Source organism: Corallococcus exercitus (assembly GCF_042231735.1).
Taxonomy (GTDB): domain Bacteria; phylum Myxococcota; class Myxococcia; order Myxococcales; family Myxococcaceae; genus Corallococcus; species Corallococcus exercitus_B.
This window is the reverse complement of sequence record NZ_CP102577.1, coordinates 9,413,466-9,434,591: the sequence shown is the minus strand read 5'-3', so window position 1 is coordinate 9,434,591 and position 21,126 is coordinate 9,413,466. Positions and strand designations below refer to the sequence as shown.

At 71.8% G+C, this 21,126-nt stretch carries 17 protein-coding genes; 7 read left to right on the top strand and 10 right to left on the bottom strand.

Annotated elements, in window-relative coordinates:
- The first annotated feature begins 119 nt into the window (after nucleotides 1–119).
- The 3 genes from NR792_RS38060 to NR792_RS38050 all read left to right on the top strand — a co-directional run bounded on the left by NR792_RS38060 (nucleotide 120) and on the right by NR792_RS38050 (nucleotide 2,840).
- Entirely contained in the window at nucleotides 120–1,637 is a 1,518-nt protein-coding gene (locus tag NR792_RS38060) for a hypothetical protein (protein WP_375757587.1), read from the top strand.
- Nucleotides 1,638–1,692: 55 nt separating this feature from the next.
- Nucleotides 1,693–2,181, top strand: coding sequence for an NUDIX domain-containing protein (locus NR792_RS38055; protein ID WP_375757586.1), 489 nt, complete (start codon nucleotides 1,693–1,695; stop codon nucleotides 2,179–2,181).
- A gap of 107 nt (nucleotides 2,182–2,288) precedes the next feature.
- Nucleotides 2,289–2,840 (top strand): DUF2780 domain-containing protein, encoded by a 552-nt coding sequence (locus NR792_RS38050; RefSeq protein WP_375757585.1) that lies wholly within the window; start codon nucleotides 2,289–2,291, stop codon nucleotides 2,838–2,840.
- 241 nt (nucleotides 2,841–3,081) lie between these two features.
- Here the strand turns inward: NR792_RS38050 and NR792_RS38045 are convergent, their stop codons facing one another.
- From NR792_RS38045 to NR792_RS38035, 3 genes are all read right to left on the bottom strand, one after another.
- Nucleotides 3,082–4,227, bottom strand: a complete 1,146-nt coding sequence (locus tag NR792_RS38045; protein WP_375757584.1) for an acyl-CoA dehydrogenase family protein — start codon at nucleotides 4,225–4,227, stop codon at nucleotides 3,082–3,084.
- 50 nt (nucleotides 4,228–4,277) lie between these two features.
- Nucleotides 4,278–7,121 carry a carboxypeptidase regulatory-like domain-containing protein gene (locus NR792_RS38040; protein WP_375757583.1) on the bottom strand — a complete coding sequence of 948 codons (2,844 nt, stop codon included), beginning with the start codon at nucleotides 7,119–7,121 and terminating at the stop codon, nucleotides 4,278–4,280.
- Nucleotides 7,122–7,243: 122 nt separating this feature from the next.
- A complete protein-coding gene (locus NR792_RS38035; protein WP_375757582.1) occupies nucleotides 7,244–8,074 on the bottom strand; it encodes a hypothetical protein in 831 nt (276 codons plus the stop codon).
- A gap of 326 nt (nucleotides 8,075–8,400) precedes the next feature.
- On the opposite strand from NR792_RS38035, the gene NR792_RS38030 reads away from it, so the two are divergent.
- Nucleotides 8,401–10,524 (top strand): ATP-binding domain-containing protein, encoded by a 2,124-nt coding sequence (locus NR792_RS38030; protein ID WP_375757581.1) that lies wholly within the window; start codon nucleotides 8,401–8,403, stop codon nucleotides 10,522–10,524.
- A gap of 10 nt (nucleotides 10,525–10,534) precedes the next feature.
- On the opposite strand, the gene NR792_RS38025 is transcribed toward NR792_RS38030, so the two are convergent.
- The gene (locus tag NR792_RS38025; protein ID WP_375757580.1) at nucleotides 10,535–11,206 is read right to left on the bottom strand and encodes a hypothetical protein; all 672 of its coding nucleotides are present in this window, start codon (nucleotides 11,204–11,206) and stop codon (nucleotides 10,535–10,537) included.
- A 299-nt stretch (nucleotides 11,207–11,505) separates the two neighbouring features.
- Between NR792_RS38025 and NR792_RS38020 the strand changes: the two genes are divergently transcribed.
- Nucleotides 11,506–12,792: a pectin acetylesterase-family hydrolase gene (locus NR792_RS38020; protein ID WP_375757579.1), complete on the top strand. Its 1,287-nt coding sequence runs from the start codon at nucleotides 11,506–11,508 to the stop codon at nucleotides 12,790–12,792.
- Between the two features lie 95 nt (nucleotides 12,793–12,887).
- Here the strand turns inward: NR792_RS38020 and NR792_RS38015 are convergent, their stop codons facing one another.
- The 4 genes from NR792_RS38015 to NR792_RS38000 all read right to left on the bottom strand — a co-directional run bounded on the left by NR792_RS38015 (nucleotide 12,888) and on the right by NR792_RS38000 (nucleotide 17,663).
- Complete coding sequence (locus tag NR792_RS38015; protein WP_375757578.1) at nucleotides 12,888–14,270, bottom strand: DUF1552 domain-containing protein; 1,383 nt, start codon at nucleotides 14,268–14,270, stop codon at nucleotides 12,888–12,890.
- An 11-nt stretch (nucleotides 14,271–14,281) separates the two neighbouring features.
- Nucleotides 14,282–15,904 (bottom strand): DUF1592 domain-containing protein, encoded by a 1,623-nt coding sequence (locus NR792_RS38010; RefSeq protein ID WP_375757577.1) that lies wholly within the window; start codon nucleotides 15,902–15,904, stop codon nucleotides 14,282–14,284.
- A 196-nt stretch (nucleotides 15,905–16,100) separates the two neighbouring features.
- A complete protein-coding gene (locus tag NR792_RS38005; RefSeq protein ID WP_171436837.1) occupies nucleotides 16,101–16,511 on the bottom strand; it encodes an SET domain-containing protein in 411 nt (136 codons plus the stop codon).
- A gap of 114 nt (nucleotides 16,512–16,625) precedes the next feature.
- Nucleotides 16,626–17,663: a YbhN family protein gene (locus NR792_RS38000; RefSeq protein ID WP_375757576.1), complete on the bottom strand. Its 1,038-nt coding sequence runs from the start codon at nucleotides 17,661–17,663 to the stop codon at nucleotides 16,626–16,628.
- A gap of 154 nt (nucleotides 17,664–17,817) precedes the next feature.
- Here NR792_RS38000 and NR792_RS37995 point away from each other — a divergent pair, with 154 nt between their 5' ends.
- Together NR792_RS37995 and NR792_RS37990 are read left to right on the top strand one after the other, a co-directional pair.
- Complete coding sequence (locus NR792_RS37995) at nucleotides 17,818–18,189, top strand: Spx/MgsR family RNA polymerase-binding regulatory protein (protein WP_375757575.1); 372 nt, start codon at nucleotides 17,818–17,820, stop codon at nucleotides 18,187–18,189.
- Nucleotides 18,190–18,259: 70 nt separating this feature from the next.
- The gene (locus tag NR792_RS37990) at nucleotides 18,260–19,117 is read left to right on the top strand and encodes a hypothetical protein (protein WP_375757574.1); all 858 of its coding nucleotides are present in this window, start codon (nucleotides 18,260–18,262) and stop codon (nucleotides 19,115–19,117) included.
- A gap of 13 nt (nucleotides 19,118–19,130) precedes the next feature.
- Here the strand turns inward: NR792_RS37990 and NR792_RS37985 are convergent, their stop codons facing one another.
- Both NR792_RS37985 and NR792_RS37980 read right to left on the bottom strand, forming a co-directional pair.
- Entirely contained in the window at nucleotides 19,131–20,024 is an 894-nt protein-coding gene (locus NR792_RS37985; RefSeq protein WP_375757573.1) for a DUF459 domain-containing protein, read from the bottom strand.
- An 83-nt stretch (nucleotides 20,025–20,107) separates the two neighbouring features.
- Entirely contained in the window at nucleotides 20,108–20,890 is a 783-nt protein-coding gene (locus NR792_RS37980; RefSeq protein ID WP_375757572.1) for an alpha/beta fold hydrolase, read from the bottom strand.
- Nucleotides 20,891–21,126: the final 236 nt, after the last annotated feature.

Here is a 21,126-nt window from a genome sequence, read left to right as displayed (position 1 = left end):
CGTGCGCCCTGCCCTCATGAGACTCGCGTGAAACACGGCCGGGCGCGTAGCATTCTCGCGCTTTGGACGGATTGACGTGGATGAGGGACGGTGGCAGGGCCCGGCGTTGGTGGCCCTGGGTGCTGGCGGCATTGGCGGTGGGTGCCTGGGTGCTCCGGGCCTTGCCGTTCTTCCACCGCGCTGGGGCGCTCGGCTACATCGTGAACTACGACGAGGGCGTCTACGCTGCGGCGTCCACGCTCCTGTGGAAGGGGCTCTTGCCCTACCGCGACTACCTCTTCGTGCACCCGCCGGGCGCGCTGCTGCTGGGCGCTCCGGCCGGAGCCGTGGGCATGTTCGGAGACCCGGCCACCGGCTTCGCGCTGGCGCGCTGGCTGGCCACCGGGCTGGGCGCCGTGAGCACCGTGCTCGTGGGCCGGCTGGCGATGCGGGCCTGGGGACCGGTGGCGGGCGTCGTGGCCGCGCTGGCCTACGCGGCGCACCCGGAGGTCGTCACCATGGAGCGCGGGCCGTTCCTGGATCCGCTGCTCAACCTGTGCGGCCTGGCGCTCGCGAACCTCTGGCTCCTGCCTCCAGGCCACGCTCCCCTGCCCCGCCGCGCGGGCCTCGCCGGGGTGCTGGCGGGCGTGATGACGTCCGTGAAGGTGCTGGGCGGCATCTGGGGCGCGGCGGCGCTCGTGGCCCGTGCGCCCGGCCTCCGCTGGCCCCTGGCGCGGCGCTTCGTGCTGGCCGCTTCGTTCACGGTGCTGGCGCTCGTGGGGCCCCTGGCCCTGATGGCCCCGGAGGCCTTCGTGCGCGACGTGCTGTGGTTCCAGTCCGCCCGGCCCGAGGACGGCGTCACGTCGCGCTGGGAGCGGCTGCTGGAGATGACCCACGAGCGGCGCCGCTATGCCCTGCTGCTCGCGGCGGTGGGCCTGGGCGTCGCGCTGTTCCGGGCCGCGCGGCGGAGCACCCGCGCGGAGGCCGCGCCCGAGCGCTTCGTCGCCACCGCGTACCTGCTCACCGTGGCCGCGTACCTCGCCGCGCACAGCTACTGGTCCAACTACAACGCGCTGCTCGCGGGGCCGGAGGCGCTGCTCGGCGGACTGGGCGCGGCGGCGCTCGTGGGCTTCGCGGCCGCGCGGGCCCGGCCCGTGGGCGCGGTGGCGTTCGGGCTCGTGCTGCTGGGGCCGCTGTACTCCGTGCGGGAAGCGCTGCGCGGCTCGGAGGTCCGCCCTCCGGAGCAGGTCCTCCAGGCCCGCTACGTCCGCGAGCAGGTCCCGCCGGACGCGTCGCTGTGCGGCTTCGAGCCGGGCTGGGGACTGCTGGCGGGGAGGCTGCCGCCGGCGCTCCCGGGACAGGCCGTGCCCGTGGACCCCTATGCGCTGATGCTCCAGGACGCGCTCACGTCCGGCGCCCGCTACCCGGACGCGGCGGCGGCCTTCGCCAGCCCGGCCTCCCAGCAGCGCATGGTCGCGCTCCTGGGGCGGTGCGACTTCGTGCTCCTGGGCGCGCGCGGCCAATGGCAGCTGTCCAACGACAGCCGCCGCTGGTTCGAGGCGAACTACACGCGAGGCGTGTCGCCGGACTCCCCCGCTGTCGAGCTGTGGCGCCGTCACGAGCCGCTGGCTGGAGCCGTGACCGGCGCGTCGCCGTAGGGCCCCCGGACACGCCGCTTGACGCCCCGTTCGAATCAGGGGACGAACCGGCCCCATGCCCTACACCCCCATCGTCGCCACGCTGGGCTACGTGATGTCGCCGGACGGCCAGCAGGTGCTGCTCATCCACCGCGACGCGCGCCCGGACGACGCCCACTACGGCAAGTACAACGGCCTGGGCGGCAAGATGGAGCGCGACGAGGACATCGCCGCGTGCATGCGCCGGGAGATCCGCGAGGAGGCCGGCATCGAGTGCACGCGCATGGCCCTGCGCGGCACCCTGTCCTGGCCCGGCTTCGGCAAGCACGGCGAGGACTGGCTGGGCTTCATCTTCCGCATCGACGCCTTCACCGGCACGCCCCTCACGAAGAACCCCGAGGGCTCGCTGTCCTGGGTCCCCGTGTCCTCCATCCTGTCCCTGTCGCTGTGGGACGGGGACCGGCACTTCCTGCCGCTCGTGTTCGACGAGGACCCGCGTCCCTTCCACGGCGTCATGCCCTACGAGGGCGGCCGCGCGGTGAGCTGGTCCTTCACCCGACTGTAGGGCCCGCTCCGGCGTCCTGAGACCAACGCTCGCGGGCGCCCCCTCTGGTTTTCCAGCCGGCGCCCGGCCCGGGCCGCTACAACCGCCGCCTCTCACTTTCGACACACGTGAAGGAGCGCGGCATGGACCTCATCGGACAGCTCTCGCAGCAACTCGGGGTGGATGGCACGCAGGCACAGGGGCTCGCGGGTTCGCTCCTGAAGCTGGTGCAAGGCACGGTGCAGGAGAAGGTCGGCCCGGACGCGGCGCGGCAGATGGACCAGGCCATCCCGGAGATGCAGGGCTGGCAGCAGCAGGCCCAGGCCCAGGCCCCGGCGGGCGGTGACGGCGGCGGCCTGATGGGCGCCCTGGGCGGGATGCTCGGCGGCGCGGGCGGGGGCGGCGGTGGCGGCCTGATGGGCGCCCTGGGCGGCGCGGCGGCCCACGCGGGCGAGGTCGCCGGCGTGGTGGCCATCCTCCAGCGCTTCAACCTGGACGCGGGCAAGGCCACCCTCGTGGCCCCCCTCCTCCTCGACTTCCTCAAGTCCCGCCTGGACCCGGGCCTGGTGGGGAAGATCCTCGCCGTGGCCCCCATGCTCGCGGGCGGCTCCGGGGGCGGCGGCGGTCCCCAGGGCGGTGGTGGGCTGGGCGGGATGCTCGGCGGCATCCTGGGGAAATAGGACCCGGAGCCCGCGGCAACCCCCTGGGATTGCAGGGGATTCGGGATGGGGCCGGACGGAGATGCAAAACAATTCCGTCCCTGGCGGGCACGCGGGTCCGGCCGGGGTGGGGGGACACGCGGCTCCGGCAAGAGCGTGGACGACATCATGAAGGCTCCGAAGGGCACGCTCGGTCCCGCGATGAAGGAGATGGCGGCGAACCAGAAGAGCCCCCTGGGCCTGAAGGCCGCCGCCTGAGCGGCTACAGCGCCATCGTCCCGGCGATGATCTCCTTCATCACCTCGGACGTGCCGCCGCCGATGGTGAGCATGCGCACGTCGCGCCACGCCCGCGCGACGTGGGACTCCTCCACGTAGCCCATGCCGCCGTAGAACTGCTGGCAGTCATAGGCCACGCGCTGGGCCAGCTCCGTGGTGAGGAGCTTGGCCATGGCGATCTCCTTCACCGGCTTCTGCTTGCGTTTGCGATTGAAGAGCTGCACCGCCTGATAGGTGAGCTGCCGCGCCGCCTCCACGCGGGTGGCGTGGTCCACGAAGGTGTGGCGCCATACCTGGAAGTCCAGCAGCCGCTTTCCAAACGCCTGACGCTCACGGCCGTAGCGGATGGCTTCACGCAAGAGGTCGTCCATCACCGCCACCGTGTAGAGCGCCGTCACCAGGCGCTCCGCGTGGAAGCTGTTCATGATGTGGAAGAAGCCGTCGTTCTCCCGGCCCAGCACGTAGCGGGCGGGGATGCGGCAGTCCTCGAAGTAGAGGATGGCCATGTCCGACGAGCGGTGCCCCACCTTCTGGAGCTTCTTCGACACGGCGAAGCCCTTCACGTCCGTGGGCAGCGTCACCAGCGAGATGCCCGGCGCGCCCTCCCCTCCCGTGCGCACCGCCAGCACCAGGAAGTCCGCGCGGGCGCCGTTGGAGATCCACGTCTTGGCGCCCTGGATGACGTAGTCGTCGCCGTCCCTGCGCGCGGTGGTGCGCAGCCGCGCCAGGTCCGAGCCCGCGTCCGGTTCGCTCATCGCCAGCGCCGCGATGCGCTCCCCGGTAATCGCGGGGGCGAGGAACTCGCGCTTCTGCTCGTCGGTGCCCAGCTCGTTGATGACCGGCGTGGCCATCTGCCCCTGCACCAGGAGCGACATCGCCACGCCGCCGTTGCGCGCCCGCGCCAGCTCCTCCGCGAAGGCGGCCACGTACCAGGAATCCAGCCCGCTGCCGCCGTAGGCCGGATCATGGCTGATGCCGAAGAAGCCCAGCTCGCCGCAGCGGCGGAAGACGTCGCGGGGGAACTCGCCGGCCTGGTCCCACTCCAGCGCGTGCGGGGCCAGCTCCTTCTCGACGAACTGACGCACGGTGCGGCGGAACGCCTCGTGCTCCGGGGTGAAGCGCTCATCCATGAGGCGGGATGCTGTCAGGGCCCGCCCCGCGCTTTCAAGCCGCGCGGCCCTCAGCGTGCGCGGATGAACGTGAAGGACAGCGGCTGGCCGCCCCGGTGCAGCGCGAGCACCGCGGGGCTGCCCGGCGCGCCCAGCTCGCGCCGCCGCGCCTCGCCGGTGTCCAGCACCACCGCCCCGTCGATGGAGCGCACCACGTCCCCCACCTGGAGGCCCGCGACGTCCGCGCCCTCCGCGATGCCGCTGATGATGACGTCCCGTCCCGTCATCCCGAAGCTCAGGCCCAGCCGGCCCGGCTCCACGCGCTGGAGCCCCAGGCGCCAGTCCCCCAGGGCCTGCGTCTTCCCAGCGGCGAGCGTCACCTTCCGGTCCACCAGCTCCCGGCCCCGGCTCCACGCGGTGAGCCGGTGCGGGCCCGGGGCCAGGTCCTTCAACTCGAAGCGGCCGTCCGCGCCCGTCGTGGGAGACGCGATGCCGTCCGCGTCCACGTAAGCGCCGGCCAGCGGCTCGCTCGTGCGCGCATCCACCAGGCGTCCGGACACGCCGCCGCCCGCGTCCACCACCACCTCCACGGCGGCCTCCGCGCCCGACGCGAGCGTCACGTCCACCTTGCCCGCGCGTTCGTCCGGCAGCGTGGCCGTGACGGTGACGCGCGTGGGGAAGACGTCGTCCACCTGGAAGGCGTCCCCGGAGAACTGGCGCTCCACGCGGGAGAGGAAGTCGTCCTCGCCGCGCGCCGCGGTGACGGTCAGCGTGAAGCCTCGCACCTCGCGGCCTCCGGCGGAGCGCACGGTGCCCTTCAGCCGGGCCGCGGGCTTCAGCTGGAGCGTGAGCTCCTTCTGGGACGCGGACACGCGCGCAGCCTCGCCCTGTCGTCCGCCATTCGTGGACCAGACGCGCCACGCATCCGAGCCCAGCCCATCCAAAGCCAGCACCGCCTGGCCAGACGCGTCCGTCAGCTCCTCCGCCTGGATGTCCATGTGGCCCGCCTCCGTGGCCATCACAATCGCGCGGACACTGGGAGCGCCGTTGGGCTCCAGCACCGTCACGCGGAGCGGCTTCTTCGGCTCGCCCACCACCAGGTCCACGTGGCGCCGGCCGCCGGCCTCCAGCTCCACCACCTGCTGCTGGTCGCCGTTCTGGAAGCGCAGCGCGGACAGCCACGCGCTCAGCTGGTAGCGCCCCGCGCCTACGCGCATCGACCACGTCCCATCCGGCCTCGCGGGCACGTCGACGGACTCGGAGGCGGGAGCATCCACCCGGTGCGCGGTGACCGTCACCGCCCCCGACGGCCGCTGTCCGTCCTCCTTGCGCACGGTGCCCTCCAGCACGCCCTCGCCCCCGAGCTTCAGCCGCGCCGTCGCCGTCTTCCCGGCCTCCACGCGCACGGGCTGGCGCACCGCGTCCTCGCTGTTCGCGCGGCGCGCCGCGACGTACACGGTGCCCTCCGGCACGTCCTCCAACGTGAAGCGCCCCTGCGCGTCTGTCATTGAAGGCAGCGCGTCCGGCAGGGGCCGCCACTTGAGCTGGGCCACCACCGTCACGCCGGGAAGCGGCATCTCCGAGGCATCCACCACCGTGCCCTCGATGCGCCCCGGCGCCGCCAGCTCCAGCATCCGCTCGAAGCGCTGTCCCGCGAGCACGCCCAGCCCCGCGCGCGTGAGCGGCTGGAAGCCCGGAGCGCTCACCCGCACGTCGTACGCGCCCGGCGCGAGCCCGCCCACCTCGAAGCGCCCGTCCGCCCCTGTCCGGGCCTGGAGCAGGTCCGCCCGGTCGCCATGCGCGCGCACGCCCACCGTGGCCCCCGCGATGGCCCCACCCGAGTCCTTGCGCCGCACCACGCCCACGAGGGACGCAGCGCCGCCGAGGCGGATCCGCACGTCCTTCACCGTCATGCCCGCGCCCACGACGACCGCGCCGCCGGACGCGCCGGTCTCCTCTCCGTGACGGGCCGTCACCTGGAACGACCCGGGCGGCACGTCCAGCGAGAAGCTGCCCGTGTCCCCGGCCTCCGCCTCCACCGCGCCGTCCTCGCCCCAGGCGCTCACGCGCGCGCCCGGAGCGGGCGTTCCATCCGCGCGCGTGACGAAGCCCTCGATGAACGCGGAGCCCTCCAGTTCCACGCGCACGTCCGTCCCCGGGACGTGCACGCGCGCGATGCGACGGGGTGCATGGCCCGGGGCCCGCGCCTCCAGCTGGTACTCACCGCGCGCCAGCCCGTGGAACCCGAACGCGCCCCGCGCGTCGCTGAGCGCTTCGTGCCGTGCCTCGTCCGGCACCGACGCCCCCGTCTGGAGGAACACGGGGAGCGCGTCCTCGAAGCCGGTGTGCGGTGTGAGCGTCAGCTCCACCATCGGCACCGGCGCACCGCCCGCGCGCTCCACCGTCAGGCCCGTCAAAGACACGCCGGGTTCCAACAGGAGCCGGACCGTGGATTGCGCTTCTCCATGCGGCCGCGTCACCTCCGCGCGCGCCAGGGCCAGTCCCTCCGCACGCGCGGTGACGAGATAGGGCCCGGGACGCGCGGGCAGCACGAGCGCTCCCGTGGCATCCGTCCGGCCCTGTCCCGCCACGCGCCACGAGGGCAGCCGGGAGCCGGGGGACGGCTGTCCCCGCAGGTACAGCGTCACCTGCGCGCCCTGGAGCGGTCCCGCCGCCGTGGCGGTCTCCACGCGCAGCGCGCCGTCCACGTCGCGCATGGGCTGTTCCACGGGCGCGGTCGCCCCGCCTCCGTCCTGTCGCGGAGCCCGCGCCATTCCCGGCGTGGGAGGCGTGGGAGGCGTCACGGTCCCGTCGCGGGCCGCCGCGACAGGTCCAGAGGCGCGCAGCCAGACGAAGACCCCGGCCAGCAGCAGCGCCAGCCCGGCCACCACGACGAACACCTTGCGAGACGACATGCACCCTCCGGGGGAGGTGGGGAGCCGCGCCCCAAGACACCTCACCCCGTCCCCGGGTTCCAGGGGCGTCCCGCTTTTTCCAACACCCACCCGTCCTTCAGGGGGAGCACCGCCGAGCGAGGCTACAGGGGCAGGAACGCGATGCGGAGGCCCAGGGTGAACAGCGCGTGGAAGCCGTCATCCACGGGCGTGAGCCCCTGGTCGCGGGTGCCCACGCCGGTGATGTCCAGCGTCTGCGAACCGGTGCGCACCGTGTACTGGCCCACGGACGCGGTGATGATGGGCCCCAGCGACAGGGACCGCGCCACCCGCACGTCGCCGCCCAGCGTGACGCGCGCGATGGTGGGCCCCCGGTCCGTGACGTGCGTGTCCACGTGCGTGGGGACGAACACGCCCGGAGCGACCTGCAGCTGCGTGTCCCCCTCCACGTGGCTCTTGAGGATCTCCAGGCCCACGCCCAGGCCAATCCACGGGTCGAAGCTCGCGCCCGGCCGGAGGTGGTAGCGGACCTCCGGCCCGACGCGCCACTGGAAGGTATCGCATTGGAAGCCCTCCGGGCATGAGAGGTCATTCGTCTTGGTCAGCACCGGCTCCCAGCTGCCCCACGCGCCAATGTAGAACCGCGGCGTCACCCGGAAGCCCAGCTCCGCGATGACGGGGAAGGAGACCTTCGCGGAGTCGGTGATCTTCAGGTCCTCCAGCGTGCCCGAAGGGCTCTGGCCATTCGTGTAGACGTAGCCCAGGCCCAAGCCCACGTTGCCGCTCACCGCGAACTGCGGCCCGATGCGCCCCTGGCCCTCCATCGGCATCCCCTCCGAGCTCATCGTGGTGGTCGTCGTGGTCGTCTCCGTCTCCGTCTGGGGCTCCGGCTCCTGGGCCGCCGCCGACGTGGCGACTCCCAGCGCGGCGGCGAGCGACAGTGTCCAGCGGAACGGCGCGTTCATCGAGGTCATCCGGTGCATCCTCCGTGTTCGGAATGGATGCGGACGGAAGCAAGTCGCGCGTGCCGTTAGAAGCCACCCTCCTCCGGCGCGCGCCGCCATTCGACAGACAGCCCCGGTCAGCGCTCAATCGCAAACACCAACCCCACCCCCTGGGGAGGCAACCTGGAGGGGCGGGTGGGAAGGCGCGTGCGGGAGCGCCTGGGAACCCATGACGGGCGCCTCGACCGCGATCCTCACCTTAGCAAGACGGCCCGGAAAACCAACGGGTTGACCCGGCGTGGGCCAGACGTCACCTTGCACGGCCACCAACGCCCACGGGCGGAAAGGAAGACGTCATGGCCGGCCAGGAGCTGTCGCCCGAGGCGCTCGCGCTCATCGCCGAGGAAGAGGCCCTGCTGTCCCGCGTCCAGCAGGCGCTGTCGGAGGCGCGCCGTCAGGCCGCGGAGCGCACCCTGGACACGCAGGGGTTGATGGCCCAGCTGGCGGTGCTGCGCGACGACGCCACCACGGCGCACGCCGCGGACCTGCCGCACGTCTTCACCCAGATGAACGAGGTGCGCTCCATGCTGGAGCGCCAGGAGACCGTGCCGCTGCCGGACGCGAACGCCCCCTACTTCGCGCACCTGCGCCTGTCCGGCCCCACGGGCGCGCGCGACTACCTGCTCGGCCGCACCAGCTTCGCCAACCTCGCCGCCGGCGTGCGCGTCATCGACTGGCGCTTCGCCCCCGTCGCGCGCGTCTTCTACAACTACGAGGAGGGCGACGCGTTCGAGGAGTACTTCGGCGACCGGCTCTCCGAGGGCGAGGTGGAGGCGCGCCGGCTGGTCATCATCGAGAAGGGCGTCCTCACCCGCATCAGCACCGGCCCGCACCTGCTCCAGCGCGACGCCCAGGGCCGCTGGCACGCCAGGGGGCGCGACGCGGCCTCCGTGCTCGCGGGCGGCAGCGGCACCGCCGCGCGTCCGGGCTTCCTGGGCGTGGGCCGGGGCACCACGCACGTCGAGGACGCCTTCGGCGTGACGGCGCTCCTGGACGCGGAGCAGTACGCGGCCGTCAGCACCGGCCCGGAGCAGCCGCTGCTGGTGCTGGGCAGCGCGGGCAGCGGCAAGACGACGGTGGCGCTGCACCGGCTGGCCAAGGTCGTCTTCGACGACGCGAAGACGTACCCGCAGGCGCGCACCAAGGTCGTCGTCCCGGAAGCGGGCCTGGCCCGGCTCACGCGCCGGCTGCTCGCGCCGCTGGGCCTGGGCAAGGTGTCCGTGGAGACGCTGGAGGCGTGGTCGCTGGCCACCGCGCGCTCCGCCTTCAGCCTGCCGGGCATCAAGCTCTCCCCGGAGACGCCCGCGCTCGTCACGCGCTTCAAGCGCCACCCCGCCCTGCGCCGCGCGCTGGCCGGCCGCGTGCCGGTGTTCAAGGGCAAGGCCCTGCCCCCCACGCTGGACCGGCTGCGCCTCAAGCTGGCGGACGCGTACCTGGACCGCGCCTTCCTGGAGGCCGTGGTGGCGGACGCCAAGGGCGAGCTGCCGCGCACCGTGGTGGCGGAGGTGCTGGAGCACACCAAGCAGCAGACCGCCACGCCGCTGGCGCGCCAGTACAAGGGCTATGACGAGGACAGCCTCATCACCGTGGACGGACGCGCCATTGAAGCGGACACGCCCGACGCGCTCGCGGGCACGGTGGACGCGGACGACCTGCCCATCCTGATGTTCCTCAAGGCGCAGCGGGGCGCGCTGGGCGCGGAGCGGCTGGCGCACGTGGTGCTGGACGAGGCGGAGGACTTCTCCCTCTTCGAGCTCTTCGTCGTCAGCCAGCTGCTCGGCGACAGCCGCAGCTGCACGCTCGCGGGGGACGAGGTGCAGCAGACGACGGCGGGCTTCGCCGGCTGGGACGCCGCCCTGGAGGAGCTGGGCATCCGCGACGCCGCCACCTGCCGGCTCCAGGTGTCCTACCGCTGCCCGCGCCCGGTGGTGGAATTGGCGCAGCACGTGCTGGGCACGCAGTCCCCGGCCAACGCCGCCAGGGCCGGCCGCGAGGGCGCGCCCGTGGGCTTCCACCACTTCCCCGACGAGGCCCAGGCGTGGCTCTTCCTGGGGGACGCCCTGCGCGACCTGGTGCTGCGCGAGCCGCACGCGTCGGTGGGCGTCATCGCCAGCAGCCGCGAGGCCGCCCAGTCCTTCCACCGCGTCATCCGGGAGATGCCTTGGGCGCGGCTGGTGCTGGAGGGGGACTTCTCCTTCGAGCCCGGCGTGGACGTGACGGACGTGGACAACGTGAAGGGGCTGGAGTTCGACTACGTCGTCCTGCCGGACGTCACCGCGCGCGCCTACCCCGCGGACGACGAGGCCCGCCGCAGGCTGCACGTCGCCGTCACCCGCTCCTCCCACCAGCTGTGGGTGGCCTCCTCCGCCGTGCGCTCCCCGCTCATCCGCACCTTCCCCGGCGCGGACGGGGCCGCCTGAGTCCGACGCCTCAGGGCTGACGGCCGCCGCCGGTGCGCCACTCGCGCTGCCGCTGGGCGTGGGCCTCGCGGCGCGCCAGCGCGTCCGACTCCTGGCGCGGAAGCTCCGCCAGCCGCGTGCGGTGCATGTTCACGCTCAGCTCCAAGAGGCCCCGGTGCTCCGAGGGCAGCTGGTCGCCGTAGTCCTGCAGCACCGTGGTGGCGAAGGCGATGGCGTCCTCGGACACCTGGCGGCGGTACTCGTAGTACTGGTGCACCTCCGCCTCCGTCGCCTCGTTGGACAGCACCTTGCCGTAGAGCGCGTTCCACTTCGCCTTCACCCCCTCGCGGCGGCGCAGCTCCTCCGGGTCCTTCGTGGGCGCGTCATTCTCCCAGTACAGGTTGCCCGGCAGCTTCGCGCGCAGCGCCTCCAGGTCCACCGGATAGGGGCCGGCCTCCTCCTGCGGCGCCGCCTGCACCTGCGCGGTCGCCGCGCCCACCAGGTCCAGCCCGCCGTCCTTCGCGCGAGGCACCGCGGGCGTGGACGCGAACACGGGCGGCGGCGCGGGGGCCTGGGCCGCCACCGGGGGCGCCTCGGGGGCCGTGTCCGGGGCCTGCCCGCCAAAGACAAGCCACGCCCCCACCGCCAGGACCAGGACTCCCGCCGTGCCCAGGGGCAGCTTCCACCGCGCGCGCGTGCTCATGCCCATGGCCATACCGCGCGGCCCGCGCCCGCCGCAACCCGTGTCATCCCACCCCAGCAACGCACCGCGCAATTGATACATTTAAAACATGGCATGACGCGTCAATTCTCAACCCGTAAGTGACGCAAGGCGACAATCACAGTCCTTCCGGATGGAATGCTGCGCCCGACCTGGAATTCACTATTTTCACCGGTAGCGAAGTTTCCCGGCTTCCGGCTGATAAACAAAAACGTATCATCCGCGGCCGCAGCCCCATTCACTCCCCCTTTGGAGGAAGCCGCATGAGAAGTCTTCTCTGGATGAGCCTTCTGGCCCTCACCGCCCCCGTGGGCGCCGCGCGCGCTGAAGTGCTGGTGGAAGGCATTGTCGACGTCCTGGTGGACGGCGGAAACAACTACGCCTGGCAGAAGGTGACGCTGCCCGGCACCAAGTGTGGCAACGGCTCGCAGTACAAGTTCTTCGTGCACAAGACGAACTCGCCCAACCTGCTGTTCATGATGGAAGGTGGCGGCGCGTGCTGGGACTATGATTCCTGTAGCGGCCGTCTGGGCATCCTGGGCGCGGCGAACCCCAACGGCATCCCTGACGACTACATGACGCAGTTCACGGCGAAGTACGTGTCCCCCATCGTGAACGGGGCGGACCCGGGCCTGCCCTTCCGTGACCGCAAGGACATCGTCACGAAGGACTGGAACATCGTCTACATGCCGTACTGCACGGGCGACGTGCACATTGGCAACAACGCCAAGACGTACGTGGACGCCACCGGCGGCCAGGCGCCGCTCACCTGGTACCACAACGGCTACACCAACACGCTGGCCGCGGCGAACTACGCCAAGCAGAACTTCCCCAGCGTGCAGAAGCTGCTCGTCACGGGCTACAGCGCGGGCGGCACGTCCACCTCCGCCGGCTACTACTTCATCCGCAAGGCCATCAACCCCGCCAAGGGGTACATGATCAACGACTCCGGCCCCATCTTCATGGCGCCGAACGCGAACTCCCTGTCGCGCCCGCTGCACGACAAGATCCGCTCGTCGTGGAACCTGGACTCGGTGTTCAGCCAGCTGCCGGCCAGCTTCAACATCAACGACATGGGCTCCATCAACAAGATGGTGGCCACGGAGTTCCCGAACGATCAGCTCGCGTACACGGGCTACACGATGGACTACAACTACTCGCGCTATTCGTATGAGCGCTTCAGGACGCCCAACGACGAGGCGTCCATCCACGCGTACTGGAAGCAGGACCAGGACGCGTTCGTGAACGAGCTGAACAAGTACAACAACTTCAGCTATTTCATCCCGCACCACCGCCCCATCAACGCCAGCCACTGCAGCACCATCATCACCTTCGTGGGCGCGCACGCCTGCCAGCGCATGGAGAAGAAGTACTGGTACGAGTACGCCTCCAGCCCCTGGCAGTCCTGGGCCTGCCACAGCGAGATAGTCCCCATGGACGTCTTCCTGTCGCGCTTCATCAGCGGCAACCAGCGCGTCCGCATCTACGAGCCGGCCAACAACTACAACAACGAGGACGCCGGCATGAGCATCCTCGCGCCCCTCATCAACGGCGCGCTCGGCGGGTAGTCCCCACCGGCAGTGCCTGAAATGAAAACGGGAGCGGGCCTCCAGAAGGTCCGCTCCCGTTGTCTTTTCCAGGCGCCGTCAGGCCGCCTGACGGCTCAGGTGAGGCCGGGCAGCGTGCCCGTGTAGTCCGGGTGGCCGAAGCGGTCCACGTTCACGCCGAAGGCCTGGGCAATGGAGGTGAGCAGCTTGTTGTGCTCCACGGCGCCCGGCAGCGGGGTGCCCGGGCCCGGCCACGTGCCCAGCGGGTCCTTGCCGGGGCGCAGCGACAGCATGCGGCCCATGCGGAACTTCCCGCCCGCGCCGCCCGCCAGCACCGTGGGGATGGACACGTTCATGTGGCCGGCGGCGTCCCCCAGCTCGTTCCCCCAGAGGATGAGGGTGTTGTCGAGCACCGTGCCGCTGCCCTCCGGGATGGCCTTCAGGCTGTCCATGAGGCGCGCCACCTGCTCGGAGTACCACCGCTGCACCTGCACCATGCGCAGGCGGATTTCGGTGCGCGCGGGCTCGGACTGGGTGTCCGTGCGGTGGGCGATGTCGTTGTGGATGTCCTCGTCAATGCCAATCCACGGCATGGACGGCCCGGGGATGGTCATGGTCACCACGCGCGTCAAGTCACACGCGAACGCGCGGGCGATGAGGTCCGTGTGCAGCTCGGTGAGGCCGGGCATGTTGTTGATGTCGCCCAGGTCGCTCAGCGCCTCGGAGGGCGCGTCCGGCCGGGCGCAGTTGAGCGCCCCGGTGTTGGTGAGCCGCCGCTCGATGTCGCGCAGCGCCGCCAGGTGCGTGTCCAGCTTGCTGCCCTCCGTGGCCGCCAGCCGGGACTTCAGCCGGTTCGCGTCCTTGATGAGGTAGTCCAGCAGGCTCTTGCGCTTGGACAGGATGGCCTGCGCCTCCGCCGGATTGCCGCCCAGGCCGCCGAAGAGGCGCTTGTAGACGTTGGCGGGGTTCAGCTCGAACGGCACGCGCGAGCCGTTCTCCGTGAAGGAGATGCTGTTGTAGACGTGCTGGGCGCCGAACTGCTCGAAGGCGTGCAGCTGCAGGGAGCGGAACTGGGTGACGCCGCCCACCGCGTTGCCAATCACCTGGTCCAGGGACGGGCCGGAGGGCAGCTCGTCACCGCTGGACACCTCCACCTCGCTGCCGGTGAGGAAGGTGACGGGGCCGCCCTCGTGGCCGGTGCGGCCGTGCTCGTAGAGGACGCGGTAGTCCAGGCCGTCCAGCACCAGCAGCTTGTCGCGGTGGCGCTGGAGCGGCTGGAGGACGGAGTTCTCGAAGTCGATGTTGAAGCCCGTGTCGCTGCCCTTGGGCGTCCAGTACTCCGGCAGGAAGCCATGGGGGGTGAACAGGGCGATGAAGCGCAGGGGCGCGGCGTCGGCCGCTTCGGCCACGGAGCTGGTGAGCAGGTGCGCGAAGGGCGCCGCCATGGCCGTGCCGGACAGGAGCTTCAGGATGCTGCGTCGGGAGAAGTCGCGGGACATGGAGGTCGGGCTCAACGGGTGGGCAGGCGCCGCTGGGTGAAGGAAGCCGAGCGCACCAGGCTGACCAGCGCTTCGGTGATTTTCAGTTTGTCCGTGCGGTAGGGGCCCGAACGCATGGCGGCGAGCAGCTCCGCGTCCGAGGCGTGCTCGTCACGCCCCATGGCGTAGCGCACGAACTGGAGCGGCACGCAGTTGGCCAGCTCCTCGCTCTGGGTCAGGTGGCGCGCCAGCTGCGCGCCGCCGGTGAAGCTGCCCAGGTTGGTGGTGCCGTCCGCGGCCATCACCGCGCCGCTGGCGTCCACCGTCTTGCCGTTCTCCTCCGTGCGGTGCTGGCCCAGGCCGTCGAAGTCCTCCATGCCAAAGCCCATGGGGTCGATGATCTTGTGGCAGCCGGCGCAGTTCGGGTTGTTGGTGTGCGCCGCGAAGCGCTCCCGGGTGGTGGCGTTCTCCGACAGGGCCGGGGGGATGGTGGACACGTTGGCCGGCGGCGCGGGCACCGTGCGGCACAGCAGGCGCGTGAGCACGAACTTGCCGCGCTTGATGGGCGAGGACGAGTCGAAGTGGGCGTACGTGGACATCGTGCCCGCATGGGTGAGGATGCCCTGGCGCTCCGGGGGCAGCGTCACGCGGCCCAGGCCCGTGTCGTCGTCCACGTTGGTGCGCTCCAGGCCGCCGTAGAAGTTCGCCAGCGTCTCGTCCACGAAGGAGTAGTTCGCGCCCAGGAGCTCCTGCACGGAGCCCGAGTGGTCCTTCACGATGAAGTCGATGAACGCGTCGCGCTCGCGGACCATGGAGTCGCGGAAGTCCACGCTGTAGTCCGGGTACACGAGGTTGTTCTTGTTCACCTTGGCCAGGCCGCCCAGCCCCAGCCACTCGATGAAGAACTGGCGCAGCTTCAGCTGCGCGGCCTCCGTCTTGAGCAGGCGGCGCGCCTGCGCCTCGCGCTCGTCGGGGGACGACAGCGTGCCGGCCTTGGCGGCGGACAGCAGCGTGGCGTCCGGAGGGCCGCCGGTGACCATGAAGGACAGCTCGGAGGCGACCTCGTAGGGGGTCAGCTCCACGACCTGGCCCTTGCGCGCGTTGTCCGGGCCCAGCTCCGTGCGGTACAGGAACGACGCCGAGGAGAAGAGGGCCTGGAGCACCAGCTCCGCGCCCGTCTCCAGGGTCCCGCCCTGCTTGCCCTGGTTGAAGAGGGCCAGCAGGTCCGTCTCCTCCTCCGCCGTCACCGGCCGGCGGAAGGCGCGCTCACCCACGCGCTGGATGAAGGACCGCGCGCAGTCATCCGACGCCTTGCCGGAGGGGCACGCGTACAGGTCGCTCAGCTGCGACTTGCCCTGCTCCGCCAGCGTCACCGCGGCGGTGTCGATCTGATCCGCCAGGAGCGACGTCACCTGGAGCCGCTCGTGGGTGGAGAAGCCGAGGATGGTGTCCTCGGCCGCGAAGCCCTGGGCGACGTCGACGGGCGTGCCCAGCACCGCGGAGGCGGACTTGTTGTACTCGTCGCGCGTCAGCCGGCGGACGCGCGCGGGCGCCGCCGCGCTTTCAGGCGCCGCGTCCTGCCCACCGATGTTGCCGGTGCAGGCAGAGGCGGAGAGCACGAGAGCGGAGGACAGATAGAAACGACGCAATGGCATGATGTCTGGCATTCCTCGCACCCGCGCGGCCTGACAGACGACCGGCGCACAGGCGGACTGCATTGTACTGGTTGCCCCCCACGCGTGCAGGGGGATTTCATTTCCAGGTGTTTCGCGCTTCCCCGAGGAAGAAGCCGCCCTCACGGAGCATGAAGTGCGAACGCACCTGTCAGGTGCGCACACGGTGCGAAGCGACTCAGGGAGGGACTTCCTCACCCCGTGCCTTCCACCAGTTCTCCCCGTAGCTGATGAAGATCTGCTCGCCGGGGTGGATGTCCCGCAGTGCGTGATAACGGAACACATCGCGATCCTCGGCACGGCTATAGGACGCGTTCGGGTCGCTGGCGTGATTGTAGATCATCCCGTAGCCCATCACGAGCGCGACCCAGTCGCCCTTGCGGGGCTCCTCGTGGCGGTGCCAGCGGATCTCGAAGACGTAGTCGTCGAGCGGCTCACCCCGGCACTGCCGCTGCGGGACCTTGAGGTAGTGGCACTCCTCGATGAGCTCTCCCGCCGCGATGAACGCGTCGGTGAAGACGCCCATCCCCCACTCGCACGGCCGCACCTTCACGCCGGGGTGGAGGAACAGCGCCGGGCCCAGGTTCATGGGTGCTTCTTCTCCGATTCCGGTGTCGTCCACGCGAAGCGAACCATCGCGCAAGACGGGCGGCCACGGGAAGCGGCGGTGAGGCGATACGGCCTTCCCTGACTTCCGGTGCTGTCAGCCTGCCTGCCCTCCGGGCGCGGGGCGGCGGCGGAAGGTGTGGCGCAGCAGGTACAGGCCGGGGAGCAGGGGCAGCCACAGGGTGAAGCCGCGCAGGAGCAGGGTGCCCGCGAGCGCGGCCTCCACCGGGACGCCGAAGAGGTTGAGCATGCCCACGGACGCGGCCTCGTAGGTGCCCACGCCGCCGGGGATGATGGACACCGTCTCCGCCATGGAGGCCACCATGAAGCTGACGAACACGGTGCTCAGCGGGACCTCCTGCCCCATCGCGCGCAGCATGGCGCCCAGCGTGGCTGCGTCCAGCACGTACACGCCCAGCTGCAGGAGGACGCCGCGCGCGAGCAGGCCGGGGTTGAGCAGCATGCCGGGCGGCACCTCCGCGAGGGCCTTGAGCAGGGTGCCCAGCGACGGGATGCGCTTCGCGAAGCGGCCCGGCTTCCACTCGCGGTGCCGCGTGGCCCAGAGGATGGCCATGGGGATGAGCAACGCCACCACGCCGAAGCCGGTGACGAGCCATTGGATCCAGTCGTTCAGCTCCGCCCTTCGCCAGAGGAAGAAGAGGCTCACGCCCACGCCCAGCGCCTGCGCGACGTAGAAGCACAGCACCGTGAGCAGCACCGCGCCCGCGGCCGTGCCGGGGCTCGCGCCCTCGCGCCGCAGCCCGCGTCCGACGAGCAGCGACCCGCCCACGCCGCCGGTGGGAATCACCTGGTCGAACGCGAGCTTCATCAGCGACAGCTTCGCCAGCGACCAGAGCGACGTCTTGAGCCGCGCCCGGTGCAGGACCATCCACCAGATGCCGGCCACGCACAGGTAGGTGCCCACCTGCAACGCGGCGGCCACCAGCAGCCACGCGGGCCGGGCCTGCCGTACCAGCTCCAGGAACTGCTGCTCCTCCGCGTGCCGGGAGAGGATGAACGCGAGGAGCGCGATGAGCACCAGCGCCCCCGGGAGCCACCAGCCCCACCGGCGCCTCGCTGGAAGCTCCAGCGGCTCGTCCACGGCGGGAATGGGTTCGGCGCGAGTGCCCTCCATGCGTGTCCTTCCGGGGAGTGGGACGGCTTCGAATAGGATGCGCTTCCTCACCCCGCGGGGCAGGGTCCCGGGCACGGCGGCTCGCCTGCCCTCCGAGCCGGGGAGCAGGCTCCAGGCCGCCTGTTCGCGAGGCCGGTCTGGTAGAAGCCCGCGCATGTCCGACGACATCCTCGTGCTGGCGTATGCCGGCTGTGACACCTGCAGGAAGGCCGTGAAGTGGCTGGAGGCGCGGGGCGTCTCCCACCGGGTGCGCCCCATCGTGGACCAGCCCCCCACCGTGGCGGAGCTGCGCCAGTGGATTCCCCGGAGCGGCGTGTCCGTGCGCAAGTGGCTCAACACCAGCGGCCAGAGCTACCGCGCGCTCGGGAAGGAGCAGGTCGACGCGGCCTCCGACGCGGAGCTGGTGGAGTGGCTCGCGAAGGATGGAAAGCTGGTGAAGCGGCCCGTGCTCGTCACGAAGGAGGCCGTCACCGTGGGCTTCAAGCCGGAGGCCTACGAGGCGCTGTTTCCGCTTCACGCGTCTTGAGGGCGGGCGGGCGGACAGGCCCCCGTCCGACCGTCGTCGCGTGCGGGGCGGGTTGCCACGTTGAGTGGGCATGGAAATCGGATCCAGACGCCCGCTGGGGGAGATCCTCCTGGAGCTGGGAGTGCTCGACAAAGGCCAGCTCCGGTTGGGGCTCGTGCACCACCACGAGGTCCACGTCCCCCTGGGGCGCGCCCTGGTGAGCGAGGGCGTGTGCTCGGAGGCGGACGTGCTGCGCGGGCTGGCCGTGCAGTTCGACGTGGACGCCGTGGACCTGGACCGGCACCCGCTCGACCGTTCCCTGACCGCGCTGGTGCCCGCGCGCATCGCCCGGCAGTACGGCGTCGTGCCGCTGGGGCTGGAGACGCGCGAGGACCGCGAGGTGCTGCACCTGGCCGTGCCCGCCCCGCTGTCGCTGGACGCGGTGGATGACGTGCGGGCCGTGTCCGGCAAGGCGCGCGTGGAGCCGCACCTGGCCTCCGACAGCGCCCTGTCCCGCGCGCTCAGCTCCCTCTACGGCATCCGCGAGACGGAAGGCCCCGCGCCGGAGCCACGCCGTCCCGCCGTGCCCAGCCCGCCGCTGATGCTCTACGGCTGGCCGCCCGTCACCGCGGTGCTCATCTCCCGGACGCTCGCGCGCAACGGCATCGCGTCGCGCGTCGCCACGCCGCTGGAGGTGCTGCACACGCGCGAGAACGACGTGGTGCTCGCCCCCCTCCAGGCCATGGAGGGGCTGCTCGCGGGCGAGGTCCACATCGAGGGCGCGCTCATCGTGCACGGGACGTCCGACGACGAGGGCTTCGACCGGGCGCGGAAGCTGGAGGCGCGGGGCTTCCTGGCCAACCCGCGCGACGAGGAGCTGCTCCTGCGCGCCGTGCGCAGGCTGCGTCCGGACGCGGGCGGCGAGGACTCCTGGCCGCGCCACTCCTGAAGCGCGCGGGGGGCTACGGGGCGGACGGAGGGGCCGCCGGGGCGGCCGGAGCCGAGGCCTGCAGCGCCGTCTTCACCGGCGGGGCGGCGGGGCGCGTGGTGTGCTGCTCCCCGGACTCCGGGGCCTCCAGGCCCAGCGCGCCCAGCACCTCCGGGTACACCTTGTTCGCGAAGTAGCGCCCGCCGGCCACGGTGAAGTGGACGCCGTCCGTCATGCGCAGGCGCATGGGCTTGCGGAAGCCCTCCACGCGGGCCTGCTTCAGCGCCTTGCCGCGCGCGTCGGTGAAGAAGGGGCGCGTCTCCAGGTGCACGGCGTCCTCGCGTCCGGCGATGACCTCGCGCTGCAGGTCGCGGATCAGCGTGAGCTTCTGCTCGAAGCGGTGGAGGCCCGTGGCGGGCAGCTCCAGCCAGACAATCTTGCGGCCCGGCGCGGAGATGGCGGTCACGAAGTCCGTCAGCCGCTGGCGGTACTCGCCCTGCCAGTCCGGCTTGCCCCAGGCGACGGTGGCGCGCCCCTGCCGCGTGTGCAGGGCCTGCCCGTCGTTGCCGCCCAGGATGACCACCACGACGTCCGGCTGGTGCTCCCGCACCTCCTGCTGGCCCACCTCCAGCCAGTCGAAGAAGTCCGGACGCGCGAGGCCCGTGGACGACTTCGCGCGGCGCTCGCAGCGGATCCGCGGGTGCGCGGCGAGCTGGTTCTGGAGGTACTCGCCGAAGCCCGTGGCGATGAGGCTGTCACCCAGGAGCAGCACGGTGCGGCGGGGCGCGGGCGCCGGGGCCGCGGCCTGCGCCGGAGCGGTGGGCAGCACGGGCGAGGCGTTCAGCCCGGGAGCGGGTTCCGGAGCGGCATGGGCCGCCGTGGACAGGAACGCCAGGAAGAGGAGCGCGCGGAGAGGACGGGTCGACATCGGCGGAGGCGAAACTACTTCCCGCGCCCGCGTCCGTACACCCCCCCGCGGGGCCGTTGGATCCGTTGCCCGCGCGCGCCCTGTCAAGCCGCGGAGCCCACGTCCGAGGCCGCCAGCGCCGCGAGCCCCGCGGGCGCGAGCGCCTGGAGCCACGGCGTGAGCAGCCGCGCGCACGCCTCCGGGTGCGAGAAATAGGGCACGTGTCCCGCGCCGCGCAGCAGGTGCCGGGGCGTGCCTTCCGGCAGCGACGCGGCCAGCCGCTCCAGCGACGACGGCGGCACCAGCACGTCGCGGTCCCCCTGGATGCACAGGCACGACACCTTCAGCGGCCGCAGGTCCGGCGGCGGCGGCTCCGTGTGGATGGCGAACGCGCGCCGCAGCGTCGTCACGCGCTCCAGCGTCGTGGTGGGCACCACGTCCGCCACCTGTCCGGAGGGCACCGGCCGCCACGCCGCCAGCGACGCCGCGACGCGGCCAGGGCGCCCCAGCACCGCGATGGGCCCCATCATCGCGATGAGCCGGCCCCGGGGCCCCACCTGCGCGGTGCGCGTGAACGCCCCCAGGAACGCGACGCCACGCGTCGCCCCGCCCGCGGCCAGGTGCGCCGCCACCATGCCGCCAAAGGAGCTGGCCACCACCGCGTCCGAGGTACCCGCGACGCGCAGCACCTGCTCCGCCAGCGCACGTGCACCGCACGCCGCATGCTCGCCCTCCGGGTACTCGACCAGGACGGGACGCGCGACGTCCGTCAGCCGCAGGGCGAGCTCGCGAAAGCCTGATCCACGGGCCCCCAGTCCCGGCAATAGGAGGACACGAGGCCCCTCGTCATTTCCTCCAATGTCCGTCAGCTCCACCGTGCGCCGCATGGCTCCTGCTTTCTCGAAACGCGCGGACAACAACGCCGGCCCCCTGGGTCTGCCCGCGCCCACCGGGTGGCCCGCACGACCCATGGGCAGGGGGAAATGCCCCCGGTGCCTCGCCTGCCACGACAGGGAGTGATACATGATTCATCCCACCACCCTTTTCCACCGACACGCTTTGTGGTGTCCGGCAGCCAAGGATTTTCGCGTCCAGCGTTCTGACAGCGTGGGGGCGAAGGGTT

Excerpts from the sequence above, each read along its gene's own strand:
- NR792_RS37980 (WP_375757572.1), bottom strand. The coding sequence starts at position 20,890 with ATGCGGCGCACGGTGGAGCTGACGGACATTGGAGGAAATGACGAGGGG.
- NR792_RS37985 (WP_375757573.1), bottom strand. The coding sequence starts at position 20,024 with ATGTCGACCCGTCCTCTCCGCGCGCTCCTCTTCCTGGCGTTCCTGTCC.
- NR792_RS38010 (WP_375757577.1), bottom strand. The coding sequence starts at position 15,904 with ATGCCATTGCGTCGTTTCTATCTGTCCTCCGCTCTCGTGCTCTCCGCC.
- NR792_RS38055 (WP_375757586.1), top strand. The coding sequence starts at position 1,693 with ATGCCCTACACCCCCATCGTCGCCACGCTGGGCTACGTGATGTCGCCG.
- NR792_RS38035 (WP_375757582.1), bottom strand. The coding sequence starts at position 8,074 with ATGACCTCGATGAACGCGCCGTTCCGCTGGACACTGTCGCTCGCCGCC.
- NR792_RS38015 (WP_375757578.1), bottom strand. The coding sequence starts at position 14,270 with ATGTCCCGCGACTTCTCCCGACGCAGCATCCTGAAGCTCCTGTCCGGC.
- NR792_RS38045 (WP_375757584.1), bottom strand. The coding sequence starts at position 4,227 with ATGGATGAGCGCTTCACCCCGGAGCACGAGGCGTTCCGCCGCACCGTG.
- NR792_RS38040 (WP_375757583.1), bottom strand. The coding sequence starts at position 7,121 with ATGTCGTCTCGCAAGGTGTTCGTCGTGGTGGCCGGGCTGGCGCTGCTG.
- NR792_RS38000 (WP_375757576.1), bottom strand. The coding sequence starts at position 17,663 with ATGGAGGGCACTCGCGCCGAACCCATTCCCGCCGTGGACGAGCCGCTG.
- NR792_RS37990 (WP_375757574.1), top strand. The coding sequence starts at position 18,260 with ATGGAAATCGGATCCAGACGCCCGCTGGGGGAGATCCTCCTGGAGCTG.
- NR792_RS38005 (WP_171436837.1), bottom strand. The coding sequence starts at position 16,511 with ATGAACCTGGGCCCGGCGCTGTTCCTCCACCCCGGCGTGAAGGTGCGG.
- NR792_RS38020 (WP_375757579.1), top strand. The coding sequence starts at position 11,506 with ATGAGCCTTCTGGCCCTCACCGCCCCCGTGGGCGCCGCGCGCGCTGAA.
- NR792_RS38030 (WP_375757581.1), top strand. The coding sequence starts at position 8,401 with ATGGCCGGCCAGGAGCTGTCGCCCGAGGCGCTCGCGCTCATCGCCGAG.
- NR792_RS37995 (WP_375757575.1), top strand. The coding sequence starts at position 17,818 with ATGTCCGACGACATCCTCGTGCTGGCGTATGCCGGCTGTGACACCTGC.
- NR792_RS38025 (WP_375757580.1), bottom strand. The coding sequence starts at position 11,206 with ATGAGCACGCGCGCGCGGTGGAAGCTGCCCCTGGGCACGGCGGGAGTC.